This is a genomic window from Xanthomonas sp. CPBF 426 (assembly GCF_903989465.1).
GTDB classification, from domain to species: domain Bacteria; phylum Pseudomonadota; class Gammaproteobacteria; order Xanthomonadales; family Xanthomonadaceae; genus Xanthomonas; species Xanthomonas euroxanthea.
The window spans coordinates 2,341,317-2,364,550 of record NZ_LR861805.1 but is presented as its reverse complement, the minus strand read 5'-3'; the positions used below and the strand labels follow the sequence as shown (position 1 = coordinate 2,364,550).

The following is a 23,234-nucleotide window of genomic DNA, read 5'->3' as shown; positions in this document are numbered from 1 at the left end:
CTGCACATCGGGCCCGTCAAGGCTGCACCACCACGCCGCCGGCGCGGCCTGTGCGTGCGCTCGGGCACGCTGCGGCGCGTCAGGCCACGGCCAGCGAACGACCGCCGCGCAGCACGCTCGACTGACCCTTGGCATCGTAGGACGGCGCACTCTCGGTGCGGCCCAGATGACGCAACGCCCAGTTCACCTCGCGACGCCGGCGTGCCAGCAGCGCGCCGTTGGCGCGGTTGGCTTCGGCCAGTTCGCGCAGCCGCTCTTCTTCGCCCTGGGGCATGGCCGCTTCCAGCGCGCGCAGCGCCGACAGCTTGTCCTGCGTGTGCCGCATCAACCCATCGATGTCGTTCTCGAGTAATGCCTGGCGTTCGCCGGCCAGCGCATCGCTGAGACGTTGCAGGAACTCGTTCACATTCATCCTTTGGGTCGGGAATTAACCCGCCAGTTGCTGATTCAGATCCATCATGCGGCTGGCGATGGCATCCGGATTGATGGAATAGCTGCCGTTCTGCAACGCATCCTTCACGGCCTGGACGCGACCGGTGTCGATCGCCGAGGACTGCGACAGCGTGCGCTGCAAGTTCTGCAGGTTGGTCGCCTCACCGGTCAGCTTGACGCTGTCGGTCGGCGGCAATGCGGCGATCGGGGACGCGCGGTCTTCACCGGCCGAAGCGATCTTGCTACTCGTGGCCGCGGTGCGAAGGGTGGCAGCGGTCGGTAGATTGCCTTCGATTTTCTGTGTCATGTCAGGAACTCCTCTACAGGTCGTAGGGGATAACGGCATGCCAAAAAAAAACTTTATAGCGAATTTCTATCTGGAGACCAAAACGGTCCCGCTCGCTTCGACAATCCCCTGCACCACGCGGCGCGACGAGGAATTTTCCACCGACACACGCTCGTTCTCACCGGCATCGGACAGCGCGCGACCGCTCATGCGCACCTCCAGACCGCCGTTGCGCGACACCAGCGGGACCGTGTCGCCGCGCCGGACCAGCCGCTGGGTGACCAGATCGTTGGCCGAGAGCAGCGAGCCGGCCGGCAGGATGCGGCGGGCGCTCTTGCCCACCGCAGCCACCGGATCGGCCAGCACCGCGCCGACGATGCGTGCGGCGTCACGCTTCTCGATACTGATATCGGCCAGCGAAATGACTTCTCCAGCGCTGATGCCGCGGCGCAATACCAACACGTCCTGATTGCGGCGCACCTTCAGCGGCACGAACAGGCGCCAGCCAGCCGGCTGCGGACAGGCCACTTCCACCGTATTGGTGCCGGTCGGCTGCGCCTGCAGCGCAATCGGACAGGCCGGCATGCGCAAGCCCGGATCGAGCGTGGCCTCGGCCTCGGCATCCGGGCCAACGGTGGCCAGTGCCGCAGCGCGGATGGAATCGACAGACTGATAGCTCTGGGCCCAGGCCGGAGCGGCAGCCAACAAGATGACAAGCAGGAGCAGGCGCATGGGACCAGATCCGGAGGAAGACGGAATAGGCAGTGCAAGTGGCGTGCCTGTTTTTTGAATCGGGAATCGGGAATGGGGAATCGGTCGGGGGCTGAGCCTTGATCGGTCTTCGCTGCTGATGTGCGATTTCCTTAGTGAACACCGTAGGTACGTCACACCACGGCCCTTCGCCTCGGGCTGGCTGCAAAAAGCCCTCCGCTTTTGCGATTCCCCATTCCCGACTCCCGATTCCCGACAGCGCCCCACGCCAAGCTGAAACCGCTCAAGTTTTCCGAGGGCGCTGTCGATATCTGCCCCATGACCCACGATCTGCTCAACCGCATCGACCAGCGCACGCGTCTGGCTGGCCACAACCGACTGGCCCTGCTGCTGTTCCGGCTGGGCGGGCGCCAGCTTTTTGGCGTGAATGTCTTCAAGGTGCAGGAAGTGCTGCGCCGCCCGGAGTTGTTCCAGGTGCCCGGCCTGCCGACCGAGTTCGCCGGCGTGGCCGATGTGCGCGGGCGCTCGGTACCGGTGCTGGACCTGGGCCTGGCGATCGGCCACCCGGAGCGCGATGCGCACTCGGAGAACGGCCCCGGCTACCTGGTGGTGGCCGAATTCAACCGCTCGGTCCAGGGCTTTCTGGTCAGCGGCGTGGAGCGCATCGTCAATATCGCGGTGGAAGATATCCATCCGCCGCCGGAGCTGGGCGCCGAAGCCACTTATTTGACGGCGGTGACGCGGTTCCAGGGCGAGCTGATCCAGGTCATCGACGTGGAGAGCGTGCTGGCCGACATCGCCAAGGTCAGCAAGGACGTGCAGCTGGATCCTTCGCTGCAGCTGGTCGCCTATGACCGGCAGTTCCAGGTGCTGGTGGTGGACGACTCGCGCGTGGCGCGTCAGCAGATCCGCAGCGTGCTCGACCAGCTCGGCGTGGCGGCGACCTTGTTGTCCGACGGTCGCCAGGCGCTGGACCACCTCTTGCAGGTGGCTGCATCAGGCGAGAATCCGGCCGACCGCTATGCGATGGTCATCTCCGACATCGAGATGCCGGCCATGGACGGCTACACGCTGACGACGGAAATCCGGCGCACGCCGGGGTTGCAGGGCCTGTACGTGCTGCTGCACACCTCCTTGTCGGGCGTGTTCAACAACGCCATGGTCGAACAGGTCGGCGCCAACGCCTTCGTGGCCAAGTACAGCGCGCACGAACTGGCCGATTACGTGCTGGCCCGCCTGAAAGTGGTCGCCGAAGCGGCCTGAGCAGGCCACAAAGCGGCGGCCAGGTCGGAGCCGACAATAGCGATGAGCGCCGCGCTGCAAAGGTGCGGCGTGATGGAAGATCGCCCGGTTGGGGTCGGTGGGTCGACACCTGTTGAAATGACACCCCCGACTTGAAGTGACACCCCCGACGCCGGGCAGCGCTCAGGGTCATGCCGGGCCTTCCGGCCTGGCGCACCTGAGTGAGCCAACTCTGCGACGGACACAGGTCCACCCTGTATCCCGGACGGCCAAGCTGCCGTTCGTCGGCGGCGCCGATAAGTCTCCGAGTTCTCTGACCCGCACCACCCCGATTGGCACAAACATTGCTTTCTCCCTGGCAACACTTCGCGGGAGAGCACCGTGTCCAATTCCATCTCGTCCTTTCTAGGCATCCACGGCGATGCCCTGCCGCTGCGCGAGCAGCGCATGAAGCTCATTGCCAGCAACCTGAGCAATGTGGACACCCCTGGCTACAAAGCCAAGGACATGGACTTCGAAGCCGCGCTGAAATCGGCCGAAGGCGTGCGCGACGGCACCCTGCTGCAGACCACCGACGCCAAGCATTTCGAGATCGGCAGCAGCGGCGGGCTCAACCCGTTCCAGATCACCCGCGAATCCGATCAGCCCAGCCTGGACGGCAATACCGTCGATCCCGATGCCGAACGTGCTGCCTACGGCCGCGCCGCGCTGGAATACCGCGCCTCGCTGAGCTTCCTCGAATCCAAGGTGCGCTCGATGCTCACCGCGATCACCGGCCAATAAGTCATGAGCAATCTTCCCATCTTCGATGTGGCCGGCTCGGCGCTGCATGCGCAGTCGGTCCGCCTGAGCACCATCGCCTCCAACCTGGCCAATGCGGACTCGGTCGCCGGCTCGGCCGAGGCGACCTACAAGCCGATCGAGCCGATCTTCCAGGCCCAGCAAAGTCGCCAGGACCCCAGCCTGACCTCGGTGAACGTCAAGGAGATCACCACCACCAACGCGCCGCCGATCCGTCGCTACGAGCCCGGCCATCCGCTGGCCGATGCCGACGGCTACGTGTTCTCGCCCGACGTGGATCCGGTCTCGCAGATGGTCAACATGATCTCGGCCTCGCGCAACTACCAGGCCGGCGTGGAAATGCTCAACACCGCCAAGGAACTGGCGCTCGCCACCCTGACCATGGGTCGCTGACCCGCCTAGCTGACCCTTCCCTTACGGACCTTTTCACATGAGCACGATCGGTAGTGACCTCTACACCAGCCTCGGGCTGACCTCCAGCAGCGCCACAGCGACCAAGAAGAAGGAGGAATCGCTCGGCCAGGCCGACTTCCTCAAGTTGATGACCGAGCAGCTGCAGCACCAGGACCCGCTCAAACCGATGGAAAACAGCGCGTTTCTGGGCCAGTTGGCGCAGTTCTCCACCGTGCAGGGCATTGGTGACCTCAATACCAAGGTCAGCAGCTTCTCTGCAGCACAGAGCAGCGATCAGGTGCTGAAGGGCGCCTCGCTGGTCGGGCACAACGTGCTGGTGCCTTCCGCGCAACTGGCCATCGATGCCACCAACTCGGCCAAGGGCGTGGTTGCGGCAACCTCGGCCGGCACCGTCAATTTCGAAATCACCGATGCCAACGGCGCGTTCGTCAAACAGCTCAGCGTGCCGGCCAGCGCCGCCGGCGAGGTGTCGTTCGCCTGGGACGGCACCGATGCCAACGGCAACCGCATGGCCGCCGGCAAGTACGGCGTGACCGCCACCCAGACCGACACCGCCGGTGCCAAAAGCAAGTTGTCCACCTATGTCGACGCACCGGTGGACAGCGTCACGATCGGCTCGGACGGCCTGTATCTCAACCTGACCGGGCTAGGCACTTCCCCGCTCGCCAACGTGCTCCGCGTCAGCTGAGCCGGCAACCGACACTCAAAGGACCTCATCCATGGCTTTCAATACCTCGTTGTCCGGCATCAACGCAGCCAATGCCGATCTGAACGTCACCTCCAACAACATCGCCAACGTCAACACGACCGGATTCAAGGAATCGCGCGCCGAGTTTGCCGACATGTTCCAGAGCACCAGCTACGGCCTGTCGCGCAATGCGGTGGGTTCGGGCGTGCGCGTCAGCAATGTGGCGCAGCAGTTCTCGCAGGGCAACATCGATCCGACCGGGCGCAGCCTGGATCTGGCGGTCTCCGGCGAAGGCTTTTTCACCGTGTCCTCCAACGGCGCCAAGATGTATACCCGTGCCGGCAACTTCCAGACCGATGCCAACGGCTATGTGATCAATCCACAGGGCGCGCGCCTGCAGGTCTTCGCCCCCAACCCGAGCGGCAACGGCTTCGACGTCGGTCGCCTGTCGGACCTGCAGCTGCTGACCACCGACAGCCCGCCCAAGTCGACCTCCACGGTCAACCTGGCCTTCACCCTGCCCGGCAACGCCACCGCGCCGGTGGTGACTCCGTTCAGCCCGGCCGACGACAAGACCTACAGCCACTCCACCGGCGGCATCAACGTCTACGATTCGCTGGGCGTCAGCCATGTGCAGACCTCCTACTTCGTCAAGACCGCCAACCCGAACGAATGGCAGGTGCACAACTACGTGGACGGCGCTGCAGTCGGCGCGCCGACCACGCTGCAGTTCTCCGATACCGGCGCACTGACCACCCCGGCCAACGGCATCATCACGATGGACCCGTTCACCCCGAGCACCGGCGCCGGCGTGCTGAGCATGCAGCTCAACGTCAGCGGCTCGACCCAGTACGGCGAGGCCTTCGCGCTGCGCGACACCCGCCAGGACGGCTATGCCAGCGGCAAGCTCAACGAGATCAGCATCGACACCAGTGGTGTGGTGTTCGCCCGTTATTCCAACGGTGCCGACAAGCCGCTGGGCCAGGTCGCGCTGAGCAGCTTCGTCAATCCGCAGGGCCTGCAGTCGCAGGGCAACAACATGTGGGCCGAAAGCTACACCTCCGGCGCCGCCCGCACCGGCGCACCGGACACCTCGGACCTGGGCCAGATCGAATCCGGCTCGCTGGAATCCTCCACGGTGGACCTGACCGAGCAGCTGGTGAACATGATCGTGGCCCAGCGCAACTTCCAGGCCAACTCGCAGATGATCTCGACCCAGGATCAGGTCACCCAGACGATCATCAATATTCGTTAACGGCTGGGAATGGGGATTGGGGAATAGGGAATCGTAAGAGCTGGCATTGCGTGTATCGGATGCCCGCCTTGCCCCCTACTCCCCAGCCCCCCGCAATCCCGCTTTTGCGATTCCCGATTCTCCATTCCCGATTCCCGGTGCCTCATGGACAAAGCTCTCTACGTTGCGATGACCGGCGCCCGCGCCTCCCTGCAGGCGCAGGGCACCGTGTCGCACAATCTCGCTAACGTCGATACGGTGGGGTTCAAGGCTGCGCTGGCCAATACCGAGGCGTTCAAGATCCAGGGCAAGGGTTATCCGTCGCGGATCGATGCGCTGCATGTGGACCAGGGCTTCGACCGCAGCCAGGGCCACCAGAAGGTCACCGGCAACCCGCTGGACGTGTCGCTGCAGCAGGACCGCTGGCTGGCGGTGCAGTCGCCCGACGGCAGCGAGGCCTACACCCGCAACGGCGAGCTGGCGCTCACTGCCAATGGCCAGCTGGTCACCGCCAATGGCCATGCGGTGCTGGATGAGGGCGGCAATCCGATGACGATCCCGCCGCACCAGGCGATGGAGATCGGCAGCGACGGCAGCATCTCGATCATTCCACAGGGCGAAGGCCCGCAGACCATGGCCATCGTCGGCAAGATGAAGGTGGTCGACGCCCCCGCCGACCGTTTGACGCGGCGCCCGGACGGGCTGATGCGCAACACCAGCACCGATCCGGCGCAGGCGTTTGCGGTGGCCACCGGCAAGACCATCAACAGCGGCATGCTGGAGGGCAGCAACGTGGATGCCGCCGGCGCACTGGTGGAGATGATCCAGCTGCAGCGCCAGTTCGAAATGCAGGTCAAGATCATCAAGAACGGCGACGACAACGCGCAATCGGCCAATTCGCTGCTGCGGGTCAGCGGCTAAGCGCCACTGACGCCCACTGCCGCAGCGCCGGTCGGTTTGCCGCGCTGGCGAGCACCTGGATGGCGGCCGCCTGGGTTCGCTGCAGAGCGGCTGGTTTGTGACTTGGCTGCAGGGCCCTTGCCCGCCCACCCTCGCAGGACACGCCGCAAGTACATCCCTGTAGGCTCTTGCGCGGCATCCATGCCGCGTAAGGTCCCGCGACGGTGGGCGGGCAAGGACCAGGCGAGATAGTCGGTACGCAGGATTGCGAGCAGAGCATGCGGTGTGTTGCTTGGATCGCATCGCTTCCGATCCGCTTCCCGATTCAACCCGAGCAACAAGCAGCTTTTCACACGACCACCGACTCACTCTCTGGGGCGGTGGCCTCGCCGATTGCGGGACCGTGTGGCGGCATGGATGCCGCCACCGAGCCCCCAGGGATGGGTTCACGGCGTGTCCCGCGAGCGGTGAGGCCACCGCGCGCTCGACCAACCAGCCTGTTGACTGCGTCGCAATGCAAGCCGGCAAATCCCGAGAACCCTTCCGCACGCAGCGCCAAGGGTTCACACGTCGCCGAGCACATCGCTGACCGGCGACCGATCTAGCGCGCCTGATCTGCCGCGCAGGCTTCCACCGCTTCGGCCTAGCCGCTGCCTGTCCGCCGCCAGCCTGCCCCGCGCAGGCCGTCGCGCCCGCTTCGCGTGATCCAGCGCACAGCCGGCAAAAATCCGGCGCGGGTTTGGCACGCCTCGTGCATCTACCCAGCCGTACCCGGAACACATCCCCGGGTCTAACGAGGAATCGGGTCATGAATCAGGCTTTGTGGGTCGCCAAAACCGGACTGGATGCGCAGCAGACGCGCATGTCGGTCATTTCCAACAACCTGGCCAATACCAATACCACCGGCTTCAAGCGCGATCGTGCGGCGTTCGAAGACCTGTTGTATCAACAGGTGCGTGCGCCGGGCGGCTCCACCTCCGCGCAGACGCAGCTGCCGACCGGCCTGCAGCTGGGTACCGGCGTGCGGGTGGTCTCCACCTTCAAGGGCTTCGACCAGGGCAGCCAGCAGCAGACCGGCCGCGCGCTCGACGTGATGGTCAACGGCCGCGGCTTCTTCGAAGTGCAGATGCCTGACGGCACCTCGGCCTATACCCGCGACGGCACCTTCCAGATCAATGCGCAGGGCGAGCTGGTCACCAACAGCGGCTACCCGCTGCAGCCGGGCATCCAGATCCCCGAAGGCGCGCAGTCGCTGACCATCGGCAACGACGGCACCATCAGCGTGACGCTGGCCGGCCAGGCCGCCGCGCAGGAAATCGGTGCGTTGACGCTGACAGACTTCATCAATCCCTCGGGCCTGCAGTCCAAGGGCGAGAACCTGTTCGTCGAGACCACCGCCTCCGGCCCCGCGCAGAACGGCACCCCTGGCCTCAACGGCCTGGGCAACACCGTGCAGGGCGCGCTGGAAGGCAGCAACGTCAATACGGTGGAAGAGCTGGTGAGCATGATCGAGACCCAGCGCGCCTATGAAATGAATGCCAAGGCGATCTCCACCACCGACTCGATGCTCGGCTACTTGAACAACAACGTCTGATCGGCCCGCCGGTCGCTGCCCTCTCAGGAATCCACGCCATGTCACGCCTGCCTTCCCTTTCCTCCCTGTGCCTCGCCATCGCCTGCAGCGCGCTGCTGGGCGGCTGCGTGGCGGCCGGCGATGTGCGGCCGTTCGCCGAACTGGCGCCGATCGTGCCGGTGGTCGCGCCGGTGGCGCAGCCCACCGCCGGAGCGATCTATGCCGCCGGCCCGAGCCTGAATCTGTACGGTGACCGCCGCGCCCGCGATGTCGGCGATCTGCTGACGGTGAACCTGGTGGAAAGCACCACTGCCTCGTCCACCGCCAACACCAGCGTCAGCAAGGCCGACACCGTGGACATGAGCACGCCCACGCTGCTCGGCGTTCCGCTCACCGTCAACGGCACCGATGTGCTGCGCAACTCCACCAGCGGCGACCGCACGTTTGCCGGCAAGGGCAACACCGCGCAGAGCAACCGCATGCAGGGCAGCGTGACCGTCACCGTGATGCAGCGCCTGCCCAACGGCAATCTGGTGATCCAGGGGCAGAAGAACCTGCGCCTGACCCAGGGCGACGAACTGGTGCAGGTACAGGGCATCGTGCGCGCCGCCGACATCGGCCCGGACAACACCGTGCCTTCGAGCAAGGTGGCCGACGCCCGCATCGCCTACGGCGGCCGCGGCGCGATCGCGCAGTCCAACGCGATGGGCTGGCTGAGCCGCTTCTTCAATTCCCGTCTGTCGCCCTACTGAGCCTGCGACCATGAATCTGTCTTCCCTGCCCTTCCGTCTGCTGGCTGCCGCTGTGGCGGTCTGCGCGATCGCCGCGCCGGCCTCGGCCGAGCGCATCAAGGATCTTGCCCAGGTCGGCGGCGTGCGCGGCAACGCGCTGGTCGGTTACGGCCTGGTGGTCGGCCTGGACGGCAGCGGCGACCGCACCAGCCAGGCGCCCTTCACCGTGCAGAGCCTGAAGAACCTGCTCGGCGAGCTGGGCGTCAATGTTCCGGCGAACGTCAATCCGCAGCTGAAGAACGTCGCCGCCGTGGCCATCCATGCCGAACTGCCGCCGTTCGCCAAGCCCGGCCAGCCGATCGACATCACCGTGTCCTCGATCGCCAACGCGGTGTCGCTGCGTGGCGGCTCGCTGCTGATGGCACCGCTGAAAGGCGCCGACGGCCAGGTCTACGCGATGGCGCAGGGCAACCTGGTGGTCGGTGGCTTCGGCGCGCAGGGCAAGGACGGCTCGCGGGTGTCGGTCAACATTCCCAGCGTCGGTCGCATCCCCAACGGCGCCACCGTCGAACGCGCCTTGCCGGATGTGTTTGCCGGCAGCGGCGAGATCACCCTCAACCTGCACCAGAACGATTTCACCACCGTCTCGCGCATGGTCGCGGCGATCGACAGCAGCTTCGGTGCCGGGACCGCACGTGCGGTGGACGGCGTGACCGTGGCAGTGCGCTCGCCGACCGATCCCGGCGCGCGTATCGGCCTGCTGGCGCGGCTGGAAAATGTCGAACTCTCTCCGGGCGATGCACCAGCCAAGGTGGTGGTCAACGCACGCACCGGCACGGTGGTGATCGGCCAGCTGGTGCGGGTGATGCCGGCGGCGATCGCGCATGGCTCGCTCACCGTGACCATCAGCGAGAACACCAATGTCAGCCAGCCGGGCGCCTTCAGCGGCGGCCGCACCGCGGTGACCCCGCAATCGACGATCACGGCCACCTCCGAAGGCAGCCGCATGTTCAAGTTCGAAGGCGGCACCACGCTCGATCAGATCGTACGCGCGGTCAACGAAGTGGGCGCCGCTCCCGGCGACCTGGTGGCCATCCTGGAAGCGCTCAAGCAAGCCGGTGCGCTCACGGCGGAGCTGGAGGTGATCTGACATGCGTATCGCAGCCTCGCCCATTGATCTCAACCCGAGCACCAAGGCCGATCCCGCCAAGATCGACAAGGTCTCACGTCAGCTCGAAGGACAGTTCGCGCAGATGCTGGTCAAGAGCATGCGCGATGCGAGCTCCGGCGACCCGATGTTTCCGGGCGAAAACCAGATGTTCCGCGAGATGTACGACCAGCAGATGGCCAAGTCGCTGACCGACGGCAAGGGGCTGGGCCTGTCGGCGATGATCTCCAAGCAGCTGAGCGGCGACACCGGTGGCCCGGCGTTGAATACCTCGCTCAGCACCGCCGATGCCGCCAAGGCCTATGCGCTGGTGGCCGGCAAGCGCGACGCCTCGTTGCCGCTGCCGGCCCGTGATGGGGCTGCGGGCAGCGTCGGTGCAGGCATTGGCAGCGCGGCAGGCATCGGCGCAGGCGGCCTGGGCGGCATCGGCATGAGCCAGGTGCTGGATCTGATCGCCGGGCGTACCGGCAGCAGCGAAGCCGGCAGCGACGATGCGGCCGCACTGAGCTGGCCCTCGGCCAACGATCGCTGGGCCGACGTGGCCGCCAGCGACGCCGCCGATGCCAACGCCGCGGTCAATGCGAGCGCGGCGAGCAGCGCCGCTGCCAGCCTGGGCGAGCGCACCCCGGAAGGCTTCGTGGCCAAGATCTGGACGCATGCGCAGAAGGCCGCGCGCGAACTAGGCGTGGATCCGCGTGCACTGGTGGCGCAGGCAGCGCTGGAAACCGGCTGGGGCCGGCGCGGTATCGGCAATGCCGGCAGCTCCAACAACCTGTTCGGCATCAAGGCCACCGGCTGGAGCGGCGACAAGGTCACCACCGGCACCCACGAATACGTCAATGGCGTCAAAACCACCGAAACCGCCGATTTCCGTGCCTACGGCTCGGCCGAGGAAAGCTTTGCCGACTACGTGCGGCTGCTGAAGAACAACAGTCGTTACCAGCCCGCGCTGCAGGCTGGCACCGATATCAAGGGTTTTGCACGCGGCTTGCAACAGGCTGGATACGCCACCGATCCGGGCTACGCAGCCAAGATCGCGGCGATCGCCAACGGTCCGACCATCGACCGTGCGGTAGCCGCGATCGGCAACGCGGCGGCCGACCTGTCCAACCGCTATGCCAGCACCGCCGAGCCTGCCGGGCTCGGCACCATCCGTCGTTGAGGTAAACGCCCATGTCCATCATGTCCACCGGGACCAGTGCGCTGATCGCCTTCCAACGGGCGTTGTCGACCGTTAGCCATAACGTCGCCAACATCAATACCGAAGGCTACAGCCGCCAACGTGTGGAATTTGCAACGCGCACGCCTACCGACATGGGCTACGCGTTCGTGGGCAATGGCGCCAAGATCACCGACGTCAGCCGGGTGGCCGACCAGCTGGCCACCTCGCGCCTGCTGGACAGCGGCGGCGAGCTCTCGCGGCTGCAGCAGCTGTCCTCGCTGTCCAACCGCGTCGACAGCCTGTACTCCAACACCGCCACCAATGTGGCCGGGCTGTGGTCGAACTTCTTCGATTCCACCAGCGCGGTGTCGTCCAATGCCTCGTCCACGGCCGAGCGGCAGAGCATGCTCGACAGCGGCAACTCACTGGCCACGCGTTTCAAGCAGCTCAACGGGCAGATGGACAGCCTCAGCAACGAGGTCAACAGCGGCCTGACCTCCTCGGTGGACGAAGTCAATCGCCTGACCCAGCAGATCGCCAAGATCAACGGCACCATCGGCAGCAGCATCGACAGCGCCTCGCCCGACATGCTCGACCAGCGCGATGCGCTGGTGTCCAAGCTGGTCGGCTACACCGGCGGCACCGCGGTGATGCAGGACGGCGGCTTCATGAACGTTTTCACCGCCGGCGGCCAGGCCCTGGTGGTGGGAACCACCTCGTCCAAGCTGACCACCGTCGCCGACCCGTATCAGCCGACCAAGCTGCAGGTGGCGATGCAGACCCAGGGCCAGAATGTCAGCCTCAGCACCAGCTCGCTGGGCGGGCAGATCGGCGGCCTGCTGGAGTTCCGGACCAGCGTGCTGGAACCGACCCAGGCCGAACTCGGTCGCCTGGCCGTGGGCATGGCCAGCACCTTCAACGCCGGTCACGCGCAAGGCATGGACCTGTACGGCGCGATGGGCGGCAACTTCTTCAACATCGGCACGCCCACCACTGCCGCCAATCCCAGCAATACCGGCAGCGCGTCGCTGAGCGCCAGCTTCAGCAACATGTCGGCGGTGGATGGGCAGAACGTCACGCTCAGCTTCGACGGCAGTGCATGGAAGGCCACCAATGCCAGCACCGGGTCGGCGGTGCCGATCAGCGGCGCCGGCACCCCGGCCAATCCGCTGGTGCTCAATGGCGTCAGCCTGGTGGTGGGCGGCACGCCGGCCAACGGCGACAAGTTCCTGCTGCAGCCCACCGCGGGGCTGGCCGGCAGCCTGTCGGTGGCCATCACCGACCCCTCGCGGATTGCCGCGGCCACCCCGGTCAAGGCGACCGCCACGCTCGCCAACCTGGGCACCGGCAAGATCAGCGACGTCAAGGTCACCAACGCGCAGAACCCGGCGCTGCTGACCCCGGCCTCGGTGGAGTTCATCGACGCCAACCAGTACACCATCGATGGCAGCGGCCCGTTCGCCTACACCGCCGGCCAGACCATCAGCGCCAATGGCTGGAGCTTTGCCCTGGACGGCGCGCCCAAGGCCGGCGACACCTTCGGGGTCGGCCCCACCGGCGCCGGTTCCAGCGACAACGGCAACGTCAAGCTGCTGGCCAAGATCGACGACGCCAAGGCGCTCAGCGGCGGCACGGTCACGCTCAACGGCGCGCTGTCGGGCCTGACCACCTCGGTCGGCTCGGCTGCGCGCGCGGCCAGCTACGCCTCGGATGCGCAGAAGGTCATCAACGACCAGGCGCAGGCCAGCCGCGACTCGATTTCCGGCGTCAACCTCGATGAGGAAGCCGCCAACATGCTGAAGCTGCAGCAGGCCTACCAGGCCGCCGCACAGATGATTTCCACCGCCGACACCATCTTCCAAGCCATCCTGGGCGCCGTACGCTGATGACCGACCGTATCTCCACCAGCATGATGTACAGCCAGTCGGTGTCGTCGATGACGGCCAAGCAGTCCCGGCTGAGCCAGATCCAGGCCCAGCTCGCCAGCGGGCAGCGCCTGGTCACCGCCAAGGACGACCCGGTCGCCGCCGGCACCGCGGTCGGCCTGGATCGCGCGCTGGCGGCGATCACGCGCTTTGGCGAAAACGCCAACAACGTGCAGAACCGGCTCGGCCTGCAGGAAAACGCCCTGTCGCAGGCCGGCGACAAAATGGCGCGCGTCACCGAATTGGCGGTGCAGGCCAACAATTCCTCGCTCAGCCCCGACGACCGCAAGGCGATCGCCTCGGAACTGACCGCGCTGCGCGACAGCATGGTCAGCCTGGCCAACAGCACCGACGGCACCGGGCGCTATCTGTTCGGCGGCAGCGCCGATGGCAGCGCACCGTTCATCAAGAGCAATGGCGGCGTCACCTACAACGGCGACCAGACCCAGAAACAGGTCGAGGTGGCGCCGGACACCTTTGTCAGCGACACCCTGCCCGGCAGCGAAATCTTCATGCGTATCCGCACCGGCGACGGCACCGTGGATGCGCACCCCGACAACGCCAATACCGGCACCGGCCTGCTGCTGGATTTCAGCCGTGATGCCAGCACCGGCAGCTGGAACGGCGGCAGCTACAGCGTGCAGTTCACCGCCGCAGACACCTACGAGGTGCGCGACAGCACCAATACGGTGGTCGGGACCGGCACCTACAAGGATGGCGAAGACATCAACGCGGCCGGTGTGCGCATGCGCATCAGCGGTGCACCGGCGGTGGGCGACAGTTTCCAGATCGGCGCCTCCACCACCAAGGACGTGTTCTCCACCATCGACGACCTGGTCGGCGCGCTCAATTCCGACACCCAGACCCCGCCGCAGAAGGCGGCGATGATCAACACGCTGCAGTCGTCGATGCGCGACATCGCACAGGCCTCGTCGAAGATGATCGATGCGCGCGCCTCCGGCGGCGCGCAGCTGTCGGCGATCGATAACGCCAACTCGCTGCTCGAATCCAACGAGGTCACCCTCAAGACCACCCTGTCGTCGATCCGCGACCTGGATTTCGCCTCGGCGCTCGGGCAATACGAACTGGAGAAGGCCTCGTTGCAGGCCGCCCAAACGATTTTTCAGCAGATGCAGTCGTCGTCGTTGTTTAACCTGATCCGCTGATTTTCCGCAGAAAACCCACATTTTCTGCACGCCTGCGCGCGCGCACCTGCGCAGGCCGACGGAGTTTATTCGTCAAAAGTTATACCAACGCTAAAGATCGACGGGGTGCTGCCGAATAAACCAAACCCCTTGCTACACAACGCTTCCGTATTTCGTCCTGCAGCAGAAAGACAGCAAAAAAACACTGGATTTCGCTAAAGGTTCCCGACGCAACGCCGTTATTCATCTCAGCAGCGGCAACGGCCAACTTGATGGCCCCCCTGCGGAGGCTCCGGGCAAGTCCCCCTTGCCGGAAAAATCGCTTAGGAGAAATCAAAATGGCACAGGTAATCAACACCAACGTAATGTCGCTGAACGCTCAGCGTAACCTCAACACCAGCAGCGCGAGCATGTCGACGAGCATCCAGCGTCTGTCCTCGGGTCTGCGCATCAACAGCGCCAAGGACGACGCCGCAGGTCTGGCGATCTCCGAGCGCTTCACCACGCAGATCCGCGGCCTAGACGTTGCCTCGCGCAACGCCAACGACGGTATCTCGCTGGCCCAGACCGCCGAAGGCGCGATGGTCGAAATCGGCAGCAACCTGCAGCGTATCCGCGAGCTGTCGGTGCAGTCGTCCAACGCCACCAACTCGCCGACCGACCGTGACGCGCTGAACTCCGAAGTCAAGCAGCTCACCGCCGAAATCGACCGCGTCGCCAACCAGACCAACTTCAACGGCACCAAGCTGTTGAACGGCGACTTCTCCGGCGCGCTGTTCCAGGTCGGCGCCGACGCCGGCCAGACCATCGGCATCAACAGCATCGTCGACGCCAACGTCGATTCGCTGGGCAAGGCCAACTTCGCTGCCGCCGTTTCCGGCGCTGGCGTGACCGGCACCTCCACCGCATCGGGCTCGATCAGCGGCATGAGCCTGTCGTTCAAGGACGCCAGCGGTGCAGCCAAGAGCGTCACCATCGCGGACGTCAAGGTCGGCGTCGGCGAGAGCGCTGCCGACGTCAACAAGAAGGTGGCTGCCGCGATCAACGACAAGCTCGACCAGACCGGCATGTACGCCTCGATCAAGACCGACGGTACGGTGCAGATCGAATCGCTGAAGGCTGGCCAGGACTTCACCTCGCTGACCGCCGGTACCTCCAGCGCCGCAGGCATCACCGTCGGCGCCGGCATCACCACCGCCTCGGCCGCTTCCGGCTCCACCGCTTCGACCCTGAGCACCCTGGACATCTCCACGTTCTCCGGCGCACAGAAGGCCCTGGAAATCGTCGACAAGGCGCTGACCGCGGTCAACTCCTCGCGCGCCGACATGGGTGCGGTGCAGAACCGCTTCACCTCCACCATCGCCAACCTGAGCGCAACCTCGGAAAACCTGTCGGCCTCGCGTAGCCGTATCCGCGACACCGACTACGCCAAGGAAACCGCCGAGCTGACCCGCACGCAGATCCTGCAGCAGGCCGGTACCGCGATGCTGGCCCAGGCCAAGTCGGTTCCGCAGAACGTGCTGAGCCTGCTGCAGTAATCGGCAGCGCGTCGCAGCAAGTCCAAAGCCCCTCTCCGGAGGGGCTTTTTTGTGGTCGCAGATATTTACAGCCGCAGGGATTCGACACGATCGCGCAGCACGGGTTTCTGGCGCGGGTTTCTTGACGCATCGCCGGCATGGAAATTGCATCACCCAACCTCGTGAGCGAGACGGGCTCGCCGCCGCTAAAGTCCTCGCCGAGGCGGCCGATACCCGTCTCGTAATCCCATGCGTCCATCCTTGCTTGGACGCCCAGACGAGGAATGCAACATGGCATCGGTGATCAGCACTTCCGGCTCCGGTCTGGACATCCCCACCGTGGTGTCCACCTTGGTTTCCCGGCAGAAAGACCCGGAGCAGGCGCGCATCAACAAGGCCGGAGCCGCTGCGACGACGCAGCTGTCGGCGATCAGCCAGATCAAGAGCAGCATGACCACGCTCAAGTCTGCGCTGGACAAGGTCATCAGCAGCGCCGACACCAATGCCTACAAGGCAACGGTGCCCACCGATGCCGGCTTCACCGCCACCACCACCAGCTCGGCCGCGCCGGGCAACTATTCGGTGGAAGTGGTCTCGCTGGCCAGCGCGCAGAAGCTCGCCTCTGGCGCGTTCGTCGCCGATGCCACTGTCGGCAGCGGCACGCTGACGATCGGGTATGGCGACAAGAAGATCACCGTTGACATCAGCGGCACCGACAAGCTCACCGACATCGCTGCGGCCATCAACAAGGCGGCCGGCGGCAAGGGCGTCAACGCCAGCGTGGTGACCGCCAACGACGGCCAGCACCTGGTGTTCAACGCGGTCGACTCCGGGACCAAGGGCGCGCTGACCGTCAGTGCCAGCGACCCGAGCCTGAGCAGCCTCACCTACGGCCCCGGCGTCAGCGGCGGCCTGACCCAGTCCGTGGCCGCAACCGATGCGCTGGTGCGCGTGGACGGCTTCGAACGCACCTCCAGCTCCAACACCGTCACCGACATCGTGCCGGGGGTGGTGCTCAACCTCACCAAGGCCGCCGAAGGCACCAAGGTCACGTTGGGCGTTGCGGCCGACACCAGCAGCCTCAAGGCCAATCTGACTGCGTACGCCGCCGCCTACAACACCGCCAACACCTTGCTGGCCAAGAGCAGCGCCTACGACGCCACCACCAAGACGGCCGCGGCACTCACCGGCGACTCGCTGGTGCGCGGCCTGCAGCAGCAGCTGCGCGGCCAGGTCAGCGGCAACCTCATCGAACTCAAGGGGCTCGGCCTGACCATCGACAAGGATGGCGTGATGAGCTTCGATGGCGGCAAGTTCGATACCGCCATCGCCGAGGACGGTGGTGCCGCCGCCGAGGTGTTCGGCAAGGACAGCAAGTTCGGCTCGGCCATGACCAAGCTGCTCGACAGCAACGTCAACGCCAACGACGGTACCCTGACCATGCGCTCGGACAGCCTGAACAAGCAGATCAAGGGCTACGAGTCTGACCTGGACGACCTCGACGCGCGCATGACCAAGCTCAGCGATCGCTACACCGCCCAGTTCACCGCGATGGAAACCATGATCAGCAAGCTGCAGAGCAGCACCAGTTCGCTCAGCAGCCTGCTGACAGGCTGATTTTCGTGATCACGATCCTCAAGTCCCGCAATGGTCTTGCCGATACAAGAAGGGCCTATCGTGATATCGGCCTTGCCTTCCGGCAGGAGCGTCGTCGCCCGAGCGCAGCGCTCCGGGACCCGCGAAGGTCAGCCCATTGAGGAGTCATCCATGTACGGTTCCAATCGTCAGTATGCCGAGCAATACCGCAAGGTCGGCGTGTCCACCAGCGTGACCGAAGCCGACCCGCACAAGCTGGTGTCGCTGCTGTTCGCCGGCGCCTGCCAGCGCATCCGCCTGGCCCAGGCCTGCCTGGCGCAGGGCGACCAGGCGCGCAAGGGCAAGGCCATCGGCGAAGCCTGCGCGATCGTCGGTCACTTGAACGGTTCGCTCGATCACGAAGCCGGTGGCGAGATCGCTGGTAACCTGTCGGCGCTCTACGACTACGTGATGCAGCGGCTGACTGCCGCCAACCTGCACAACGACGAAACCGCGTTGACCGAAGCGCTGGAGTTGCTCAGCGAAATCGACTCGGCGTGGAATTCCATCCCCCTCGATCAACGCGGCCTTTCTGCCGTTTCGTGAGCCAGACCATGCATAGCGCGCAGAGCCTTCAAGCCGAAATCGCCGACATCCGCCTGGCCATGGCGCAGGAGGAATTCGAGGTGATGCCGTTCATGCTGGACACCCACGATCTGCACCTGCGCGAGTACGCGCAACAGGCGGACCTAGACCAGGACCGCGAAGCACTGCAGGCGCTGCAGGCCATGCAGCAGGATCTGATGCGGATGATGCTCGAGCGCCGACGCAAGTTGCTGGACCTGATCCGCGCGCAGCGGACGTCCTCCTCGGCCAGCCGCGCCTACGCCCGGGTCGGGCGGATCTGATGCCCCCGCTCGGCACACTCGCGCCATCGGCCGATGCCGCGCTGTTCGCCGACACGCTCAGCTGCGAAGTGCGTCTGCCGGCCGGCTTCCGCGCCGGCAGCGATGCCGGCCCGCACGGCGCTGCGGAAACCCTGCTGCGCAGCCTGGGCCAGGTGGAAGACCTGCGCAGCGAAGACACCAGCGAAGACCGTGGCGAGCTGCCGCTGCTGGTGCAGCGCATGGACGCCAAGCTCGACCTGATGCTGGCCCTGATCGGCCGTCTGGTGCAGCAGGGCGACAGCGGACTGATCCAGGCGAACGTGCAGTGGTCGGTGCGCGGAATCCGCCTGAGCTGCGCAAGCAGCCATCCGCCGGGCACGTTGGGGAGTGTTTGCCTGCAACCGTCCGACTGGCTTCCTGAACTGGTACAGCTTCCTGCCGAGGTGCTGGCAAGCGCAAGTGATGGTCACGACCATTGGCTTTGGCTGCGGTTTGCGCCGCTTTCGCCAGGCTTGCAGGAGGCGCTGGAACGTCATCTGTTCCGTCTGCATCGCCGTCAGATCGCCGACGCCCGCCGCCAGCGCTGATACCACCTGTTGGCGCGGGGCGCCGGGTCGGCTAAGGTGCCCTTTACTGAAAAAGGTCTCTTCTGCGCCGTGCGAGTCATCATCGTCGACGATCACACCCTTGTCCGTGCCGGCTTGTCCAGGCTGCTGCAAACCTTCGCCGGCATCGATGTCGTGGGTGAGGCCAGCAACGCACAGCAAGCCCTGGACATGACATCCCTGCACCGGCCTGATCTGGTGTTGATGGATCTGTCCCTGCCCGGCCGCAGCGGCCTGGATGCCATGACCGATGTGTTGCGCGCTGCGCCGCGTACGCACGTGGTGATGATGTCGATGCACGACGACCCGGTGCACGTGCGCGATGCGCTGGATCGCGGCGCGGTCGGCTTCGTGGTCAAGGATGCCGCGCCACTGGAGCTGGAGCTGGCACTGCGTGCAGCGGCGGCCGGCCAGGTGTTCCTGAGCCCGCAGATTTCGTCCAAGATGATCGCGCCGATGCTGGGCCGCGAAAAACCGGTCGGCATTGCCGCCTTGTCGCCGCGCCAGCGCGAGATCCTGCGCGAGATCGGCCGCGGCCAGAGCAACAAGGAAATCGCCGCCGACCTCGGCATCAGCGTCAAGACGGTGGAGACCCACCGCGCGCGCATGATGGAATCGCTCGGTTGCCGGCGTGCCAACGATCTGGTGTTGCTGGCGGCCAAGCATCACAACGAACTGGTCTGAGGGCCGGCAGCCGGGCGATGACCGGAAACGGCCGCCAGCGACCAAAACAGTGACGGGATTCCGGCGAGCACGCTTGAGTCCGTCTTGTACGTCGGGGAATTCCCCACGCGCTGTCAGGAAAATCACGAATTGCCTCACGCGATTCCCTGATTAGAAACCCGTCACCTTGTCCTGCAAGATGCGTTCCATCGCTGCCACGTGCGGCGCCTTCCGGAAGCGCTTCGATGAAGACGACCATTTCCGCCCAGCTTGGCCAGCAACTGCACCTGACCCCGCAGTTGCTGCAGTCGATCCGTCTGTTGCAGTTGGACGGCATGCAGTTGGAACTGGAAATCCGTCGCGCGCTGGAAACCAATCCACTGCTGGAGCTGGAAGAGCTGGCCGACAGCGACGCCGTCGCGAGCAGCGACGATGGCGCCTCCGATGTCGCCGCCTTCGACGAACTGCCGGAAAGCACGATGTGGGACGTGCCGAGCAGCAGCTGGAACGATGGCGACGACGACCGCATGCAGCGCGTGGCAGCCGGTGAATCCACCGACCCGCACGTGCGCATCCTGCGCGAGCTGGCGCTGGACCTGGACGAGGCCGCATTGGGGGCCGCCGCGTTCTGGCTGGAGCAGACCGACGACGCCGGCTACCTGACCGAAGCCCTGGCGACGCTGCAGCAGCTCGGCGCGACCCGTCTCGGTATGACCGTGCAGGCAGTGGAAGCGGTCCGCCAGCGCCTGCTGCACGGCGACCCGGCCGGCCTGGCCGCCTGCGACCTGCGCGAGTGCCTGCAGGCCCAGCTGACCGCCCTGCCCGGCCGTGTGCCGGCGCGTCATCTGGCCGCGCGCATCCTTGCCGGCGACCTGGACCTGCTGGCCAGCCACGACTATCCGCTGCTGGCGCGCGCGCACGATGCCGAAGTGGACGATGCACGCGAGGCGGTCCGGCTGATCCTGTCGCTGCAACCGCGCCCCGGCGATGACCTGCTGCAGGAAAGCAACGCCAGCGTGATTCCGGACGTGCTCGCCTGGCATGCCGACGGCAGCTGGCGGGTGGCATTGAACCCGGCCACCACCCATCGGGTGAGCATCAATCCCGTGCATGAGCGTGCACTGGCCGAGGCCGGAGACGCCGCCCAGCCGCTGCGCGACATGCTGCAGGAAGCGCGCTGGCTGACCCGCGGCCTGTCGATGCGCTACGAGACCCTGCTGCGTGCCACGCGCGCCATCGTCGAACGCCAGGCCACGTTCCTGGTGCGCGGCGAGGAAGCGATGGCACCGCTGACGCTGAAGGAAATCGCCGATGAGATCGGCATGCACGAATCGACGATTTCGCGCATTACCACCGGCAAATACATCCAGACCCCGCGCGGCACCTTCGAGCTCAAGCACTTCTTTGCGGTGCGCCTGGAAGGCGCCAGCGTTTCCGGCCAGGCGGTCAAGGCGATGGTGCGCCGACTGATCGAAAGCGAGCCGGCCGGCCGGCCGCTGGCCGACGAAGCCATCGCCGGGCTGTTGTCGCGCCAGGGCGTTAACATTGCCCGTCGCACTGTGGCCAAGTACCGCGAACAACTCGACATCGCCCCGGCACGCGAGCGCCGCCGCACCAACAAACCGCCGCTTGCCCGGGCAGGATAAGGATTACTATGAGCAAACTCACCGTGCTGCTGGTCGACGACCACGAGGGCTTCATCAACGCTGCGATGCGTCATTTTCGCAAAGTGGAGTGGCTCGATATCGTGGGCAGTGCCGCCAATGGACTGGAAGCGATCGAGCGCTCTGAGTCGCTGCGCCCCAATGTCGTGCTGATGGACCTGGCCATGCCGGAGATGGGCGGGCTGCAGGCAACGCGTCTGATCAAGACGCAGGACGATCCGCCGTATATTGTCATCGCGAGCCACTTCGACGATGCAGAGCATCGTGAACACGCTCTTCGCGCGGGTGCTGACAATTTTGTTAGCAAGCTGTCCTATATCCAGGAAGTCATGCCAATCCTGGAGGGCCTGACGGTAAGGAGCCAGGAATGAGTGAGTCCCGCATTCTGTTGATTGACAGCGATGCCGTGCGCGCCGAGCGCACCGTCTCGTTGCTCGAGTTCATGGACTTCAATCCACGCTGGGTCACCGACGGCGCCGACATCAATCCTGGCCGCCATCGCCATGACGAGTGGATGGCGGTGATGGTGGGCTCGGCGCAGGATGCCGCACAGGCCGACAAGTTCTTCGACTGGCTGGCCGATGCCAAGCTGCCGCCACCGGTGTTGCTGATGGAAGGCAGCCCGAGCGCGTTTGCGCAGGCCCACGGCCTGCACGAAGCCAATGTCTGGACGCTGGACACGCCGCTGCGGCATACACAGCTGGAAGCCTTGCTGCGCCGTGCCAGCCTCAAGCGCCTGGATGCCGAGCACCAGGCCGGCGTGCAGCAGGACACCGGCCCGACCGGCAACAGCGAGGCGGTGACCCGCTTGCGCCGCCTGATCGACCAGGTGGCCGCCTTCGACACCACGGTGTTGGTGCTGGGCGAATCGGGGACCGGCAAGGAGGTCGTGGCACGCGCCATCCACCAGCATTCGCCACGGCGCGACGGACCGTTCGTGGCGATCAACTGCGGTGCGATCCCGCCGGACCTGCTGGAAAGCGAGCTGTTCGGCCACGAAAAAGGCGCCTTCACCGGCGCGCTGAGCACCCGCAAGGGCCGCTTCGAAATGGCCGAGGGCGGCACCCTGCTGCTGGACGAGATCGGCGACATGAGCCTGCCGATGCAGGTCAAGCTGCTGCGCGTGCTGCAGGAGCGCAGCTTCGAGCGCGTCGGCGGGGGCCAGACCATCCGTTGCAACGTGCGCGTGATCGCCGCGACCCACCGCAACCTGGAAACCCGCATCAGCGACGGCCAGTTCCGCGAGGACCTGTTCTATCGCCTCAACGTGTTCCCGATCGAGATGCCGGCGCTGCGGGAACGCGTCGACGACCTGGCCATGCTGGTGCAGACCATCGCCGGGCAACTGGCACGCACCGGACGCGGCGAAGTGCGCTTTGCCGACGAGGCCCTGCAGGCGCTGCGCAGCTACGACTGGCCGGGCAACGTACGCGAGCTGACCAATCTGGTCGAGCGCCTGGCGGTGCTGCATCCAGGCGGTTTGGTACGCGTGCAGGATTTGCCGGCACGCTACCGCGGTGATTTTGCCTCGGCCGTTGCGGTCGAGCCCGTGCCGGAGCCGGCACTGGTTGCCGCCCCCGTCGAAGCCGTCGCGCTGCCGGGCAATGTCGTGACCCTGCAGCCTGCGACCGCCGATGCCGAGCCGGCGACCAGCTCCAGCCTGCCCGACGACGGCATCGACCTGCGGGGCCACATGGCCAACATCGAGCTGGCGCTGATCAACGAGGCGCTGGAACGCACCCAGGGCGTGGTGGCGCATGCAGCGCAGCTGCTCGGCCTGCGCCGCACCACGCTGGTGGAAAAGCTGCGCAAGTACGGCATCGATCGCGAGCAGACCGAGCTGGCGAACTGAGCGGGGGCGCATTCCTGGCCCCGCTTGCTGGCACGGCACTTGCTTCAGCAGGATCACAC

The 23,234-nt window shown here is 65.7% G+C and carries 24 protein-coding genes; 21 read left to right on the top strand and 3 right to left on the bottom strand.

The window, feature by feature from the left end; all coding sequences use genetic code 11:
- Window positions 1-79 precede the first annotated feature (79 nt).
- The 3 genes from H7A87_RS10125 to flgA form a co-directional block, all read right to left on the bottom strand.
- A complete protein-coding gene (locus H7A87_RS10125) occupies window positions 80-412 on the bottom strand; it encodes a hypothetical protein (RefSeq protein ID WP_024939614.1) in 333 nt (110 codons plus the stop codon).
- Window positions 413-427: 15 nt separating this feature from the next.
- Window positions 428-739, bottom strand: coding sequence for a flagellar biosynthesis anti-sigma factor FlgM (gene flgM, locus H7A87_RS10120; RefSeq protein WP_104582672.1), 312 nt, complete (start codon window positions 737-739; stop codon window positions 428-430).
- Window positions 740-805: 66 nt separating this feature from the next.
- On the bottom strand, window positions 806-1,450 hold the full coding sequence (gene flgA, locus H7A87_RS10115) for a flagellar basal body P-ring formation chaperone FlgA (RefSeq protein ID WP_104648710.1): 645 nt from the start codon (window positions 1,448-1,450) through the stop codon (window positions 806-808).
- A 297-nt stretch (window positions 1,451-1,747) separates the two neighbouring features.
- Here flgA and H7A87_RS10110 point away from each other — a divergent pair, with 297 nt between their 5' ends.
- The 21 genes from H7A87_RS10110 (at window position 1,748) to H7A87_RS10010 (ending at window position 23,175) form a co-directional block, all read left to right on the top strand.
- Window positions 1,748-2,692 carry a chemotaxis protein gene (locus H7A87_RS10110; RefSeq protein ID WP_104582674.1) on the top strand — a complete coding sequence of 315 codons (945 nt, stop codon included), beginning with the start codon at window positions 1,748-1,750 and terminating at the stop codon, window positions 2,690-2,692.
- Between the two features lie 360 nt (window positions 2,693-3,052).
- Window positions 3,053-3,454 carry a flagellar basal body rod protein FlgB gene (gene flgB / locus H7A87_RS10105; protein ID WP_104533384.1) on the top strand — a complete coding sequence of 134 codons (402 nt, stop codon included), beginning with the start codon at window positions 3,053-3,055 and terminating at the stop codon, window positions 3,452-3,454.
- Between the two features lie 3 nt (window positions 3,455-3,457).
- The gene (gene flgC / locus H7A87_RS10100) at window positions 3,458-3,865 is read left to right on the top strand and encodes a flagellar basal body rod protein FlgC (protein ID WP_005914451.1); all 408 of its coding nucleotides are present in this window, start codon (window positions 3,458-3,460) and stop codon (window positions 3,863-3,865) included.
- 37 nt (window positions 3,866-3,902) lie between these two features.
- Window positions 3,903-4,574, top strand: coding sequence for a flagellar hook capping FlgD N-terminal domain-containing protein (locus H7A87_RS10095; RefSeq protein ID WP_104582675.1), 672 nt, complete (start codon window positions 3,903-3,905; stop codon window positions 4,572-4,574).
- A gap of 31 nt (window positions 4,575-4,605) precedes the next feature.
- Window positions 4,606-5,829, top strand: coding sequence for a flagellar hook protein FlgE (gene flgE / locus H7A87_RS10090; protein WP_104582676.1), 1,224 nt, complete (start codon window positions 4,606-4,608; stop codon window positions 5,827-5,829).
- 144 nt (window positions 5,830-5,973) lie between these two features.
- The gene (gene flgF / locus H7A87_RS10085; protein WP_005921307.1) at window positions 5,974-6,729 is read left to right on the top strand and encodes a flagellar basal-body rod protein FlgF; all 756 of its coding nucleotides are present in this window, start codon (window positions 5,974-5,976) and stop codon (window positions 6,727-6,729) included.
- A 787-nt stretch (window positions 6,730-7,516) separates the two neighbouring features.
- Entirely contained in the window at window positions 7,517-8,302 is a 786-nt protein-coding gene (gene flgG / locus H7A87_RS10080; protein ID WP_016901723.1) for a flagellar basal-body rod protein FlgG, read from the top strand.
- A 38-nt stretch (window positions 8,303-8,340) separates the two neighbouring features.
- On the top strand, window positions 8,341-9,033 hold the full coding sequence (flgH, locus tag H7A87_RS10075) for a flagellar basal body L-ring protein FlgH (RefSeq protein WP_104582678.1): 693 nt from the start codon (window positions 8,341-8,343) through the stop codon (window positions 9,031-9,033).
- Between the two features lie 10 nt (window positions 9,034-9,043).
- Complete coding sequence (locus H7A87_RS10070; protein ID WP_104582679.1) at window positions 9,044-10,162, top strand: flagellar basal body P-ring protein FlgI; 1,119 nt, start codon at window positions 9,044-9,046, stop codon at window positions 10,160-10,162.
- A gap of 1 nt (window position 10,163) precedes the next feature.
- The gene (gene flgJ, locus H7A87_RS10065; RefSeq protein ID WP_119128781.1) at window positions 10,164-11,342 is read left to right on the top strand and encodes a flagellar assembly peptidoglycan hydrolase FlgJ; all 1,179 of its coding nucleotides are present in this window, start codon (window positions 10,164-10,166) and stop codon (window positions 11,340-11,342) included.
- Between the two features lie 11 nt (window positions 11,343-11,353).
- Entirely contained in the window at window positions 11,354-13,228 is a 1,875-nt protein-coding gene (flgK, locus tag H7A87_RS10060) for a flagellar hook-associated protein FlgK (protein WP_119128782.1), read from the top strand.
- A complete protein-coding gene (flgL, locus tag H7A87_RS10055) occupies window positions 13,228-14,433 on the top strand; it encodes a flagellar hook-associated protein FlgL (protein ID WP_115677162.1) in 1,206 nt (401 codons plus the stop codon). The genes flgK and flgL overlap by 1 nt, the downstream gene beginning before the upstream one ends.
- 317 nt (window positions 14,434-14,750) lie before the next feature.
- Window positions 14,751-15,950 (top strand): flagellin, encoded by a 1,200-nt coding sequence (locus tag H7A87_RS10050; RefSeq protein WP_104582683.1) that lies wholly within the window; start codon window positions 14,751-14,753, stop codon window positions 15,948-15,950.
- A 270-nt stretch (window positions 15,951-16,220) separates the two neighbouring features.
- Window positions 16,221-17,546, top strand: coding sequence for a flagellar filament capping protein FliD (fliD, locus tag H7A87_RS10045; protein WP_104582684.1), 1,326 nt, complete (start codon window positions 16,221-16,223; stop codon window positions 17,544-17,546).
- A gap of 150 nt (window positions 17,547-17,696) precedes the next feature.
- The gene (gene fliS / locus H7A87_RS10040; RefSeq protein ID WP_104537438.1) at window positions 17,697-18,110 is read left to right on the top strand and encodes a flagellar export chaperone FliS; all 414 of its coding nucleotides are present in this window, start codon (window positions 17,697-17,699) and stop codon (window positions 18,108-18,110) included.
- Between the two features lie 8 nt (window positions 18,111-18,118).
- On the top strand, window positions 18,119-18,412 hold the full coding sequence (locus H7A87_RS10035; protein WP_115677197.1) for a hypothetical protein: 294 nt from the start codon (window positions 18,119-18,121) through the stop codon (window positions 18,410-18,412).
- Window positions 18,412-18,978 (top strand): PilZ domain-containing protein, encoded by a 567-nt coding sequence (locus H7A87_RS10030; protein WP_115677163.1) that lies wholly within the window; start codon window positions 18,412-18,414, stop codon window positions 18,976-18,978. Before H7A87_RS10035 ends, H7A87_RS10030 begins: the two co-directional genes overlap by 1 nt.
- A gap of 69 nt (window positions 18,979-19,047) precedes the next feature.
- On the top strand, window positions 19,048-19,680 hold the full coding sequence (locus H7A87_RS10025; RefSeq protein WP_003482986.1) for a response regulator transcription factor: 633 nt from the start codon (window positions 19,048-19,050) through the stop codon (window positions 19,678-19,680).
- Window positions 19,681-19,904: 224 nt separating this feature from the next.
- Entirely contained in the window at window positions 19,905-21,305 is a 1,401-nt protein-coding gene (gene rpoN / locus H7A87_RS10020; protein WP_119128783.1) for an RNA polymerase factor sigma-54, read from the top strand.
- An 8-nt stretch (window positions 21,306-21,313) separates the two neighbouring features.
- A complete protein-coding gene (locus H7A87_RS10015; RefSeq protein WP_104582687.1) occupies window positions 21,314-21,694 on the top strand; it encodes a response regulator transcription factor in 381 nt (126 codons plus the stop codon).
- Window positions 21,691-23,175, top strand: a complete 1,485-nt coding sequence (locus tag H7A87_RS10010; RefSeq protein ID WP_119128784.1) for a sigma-54 dependent transcriptional regulator — start codon at window positions 21,691-21,693, stop codon at window positions 23,173-23,175. Before H7A87_RS10015 ends, H7A87_RS10010 begins: the two co-directional genes overlap by 4 nt.
- Window positions 23,176-23,234 lie beyond the last annotated feature (59 nt).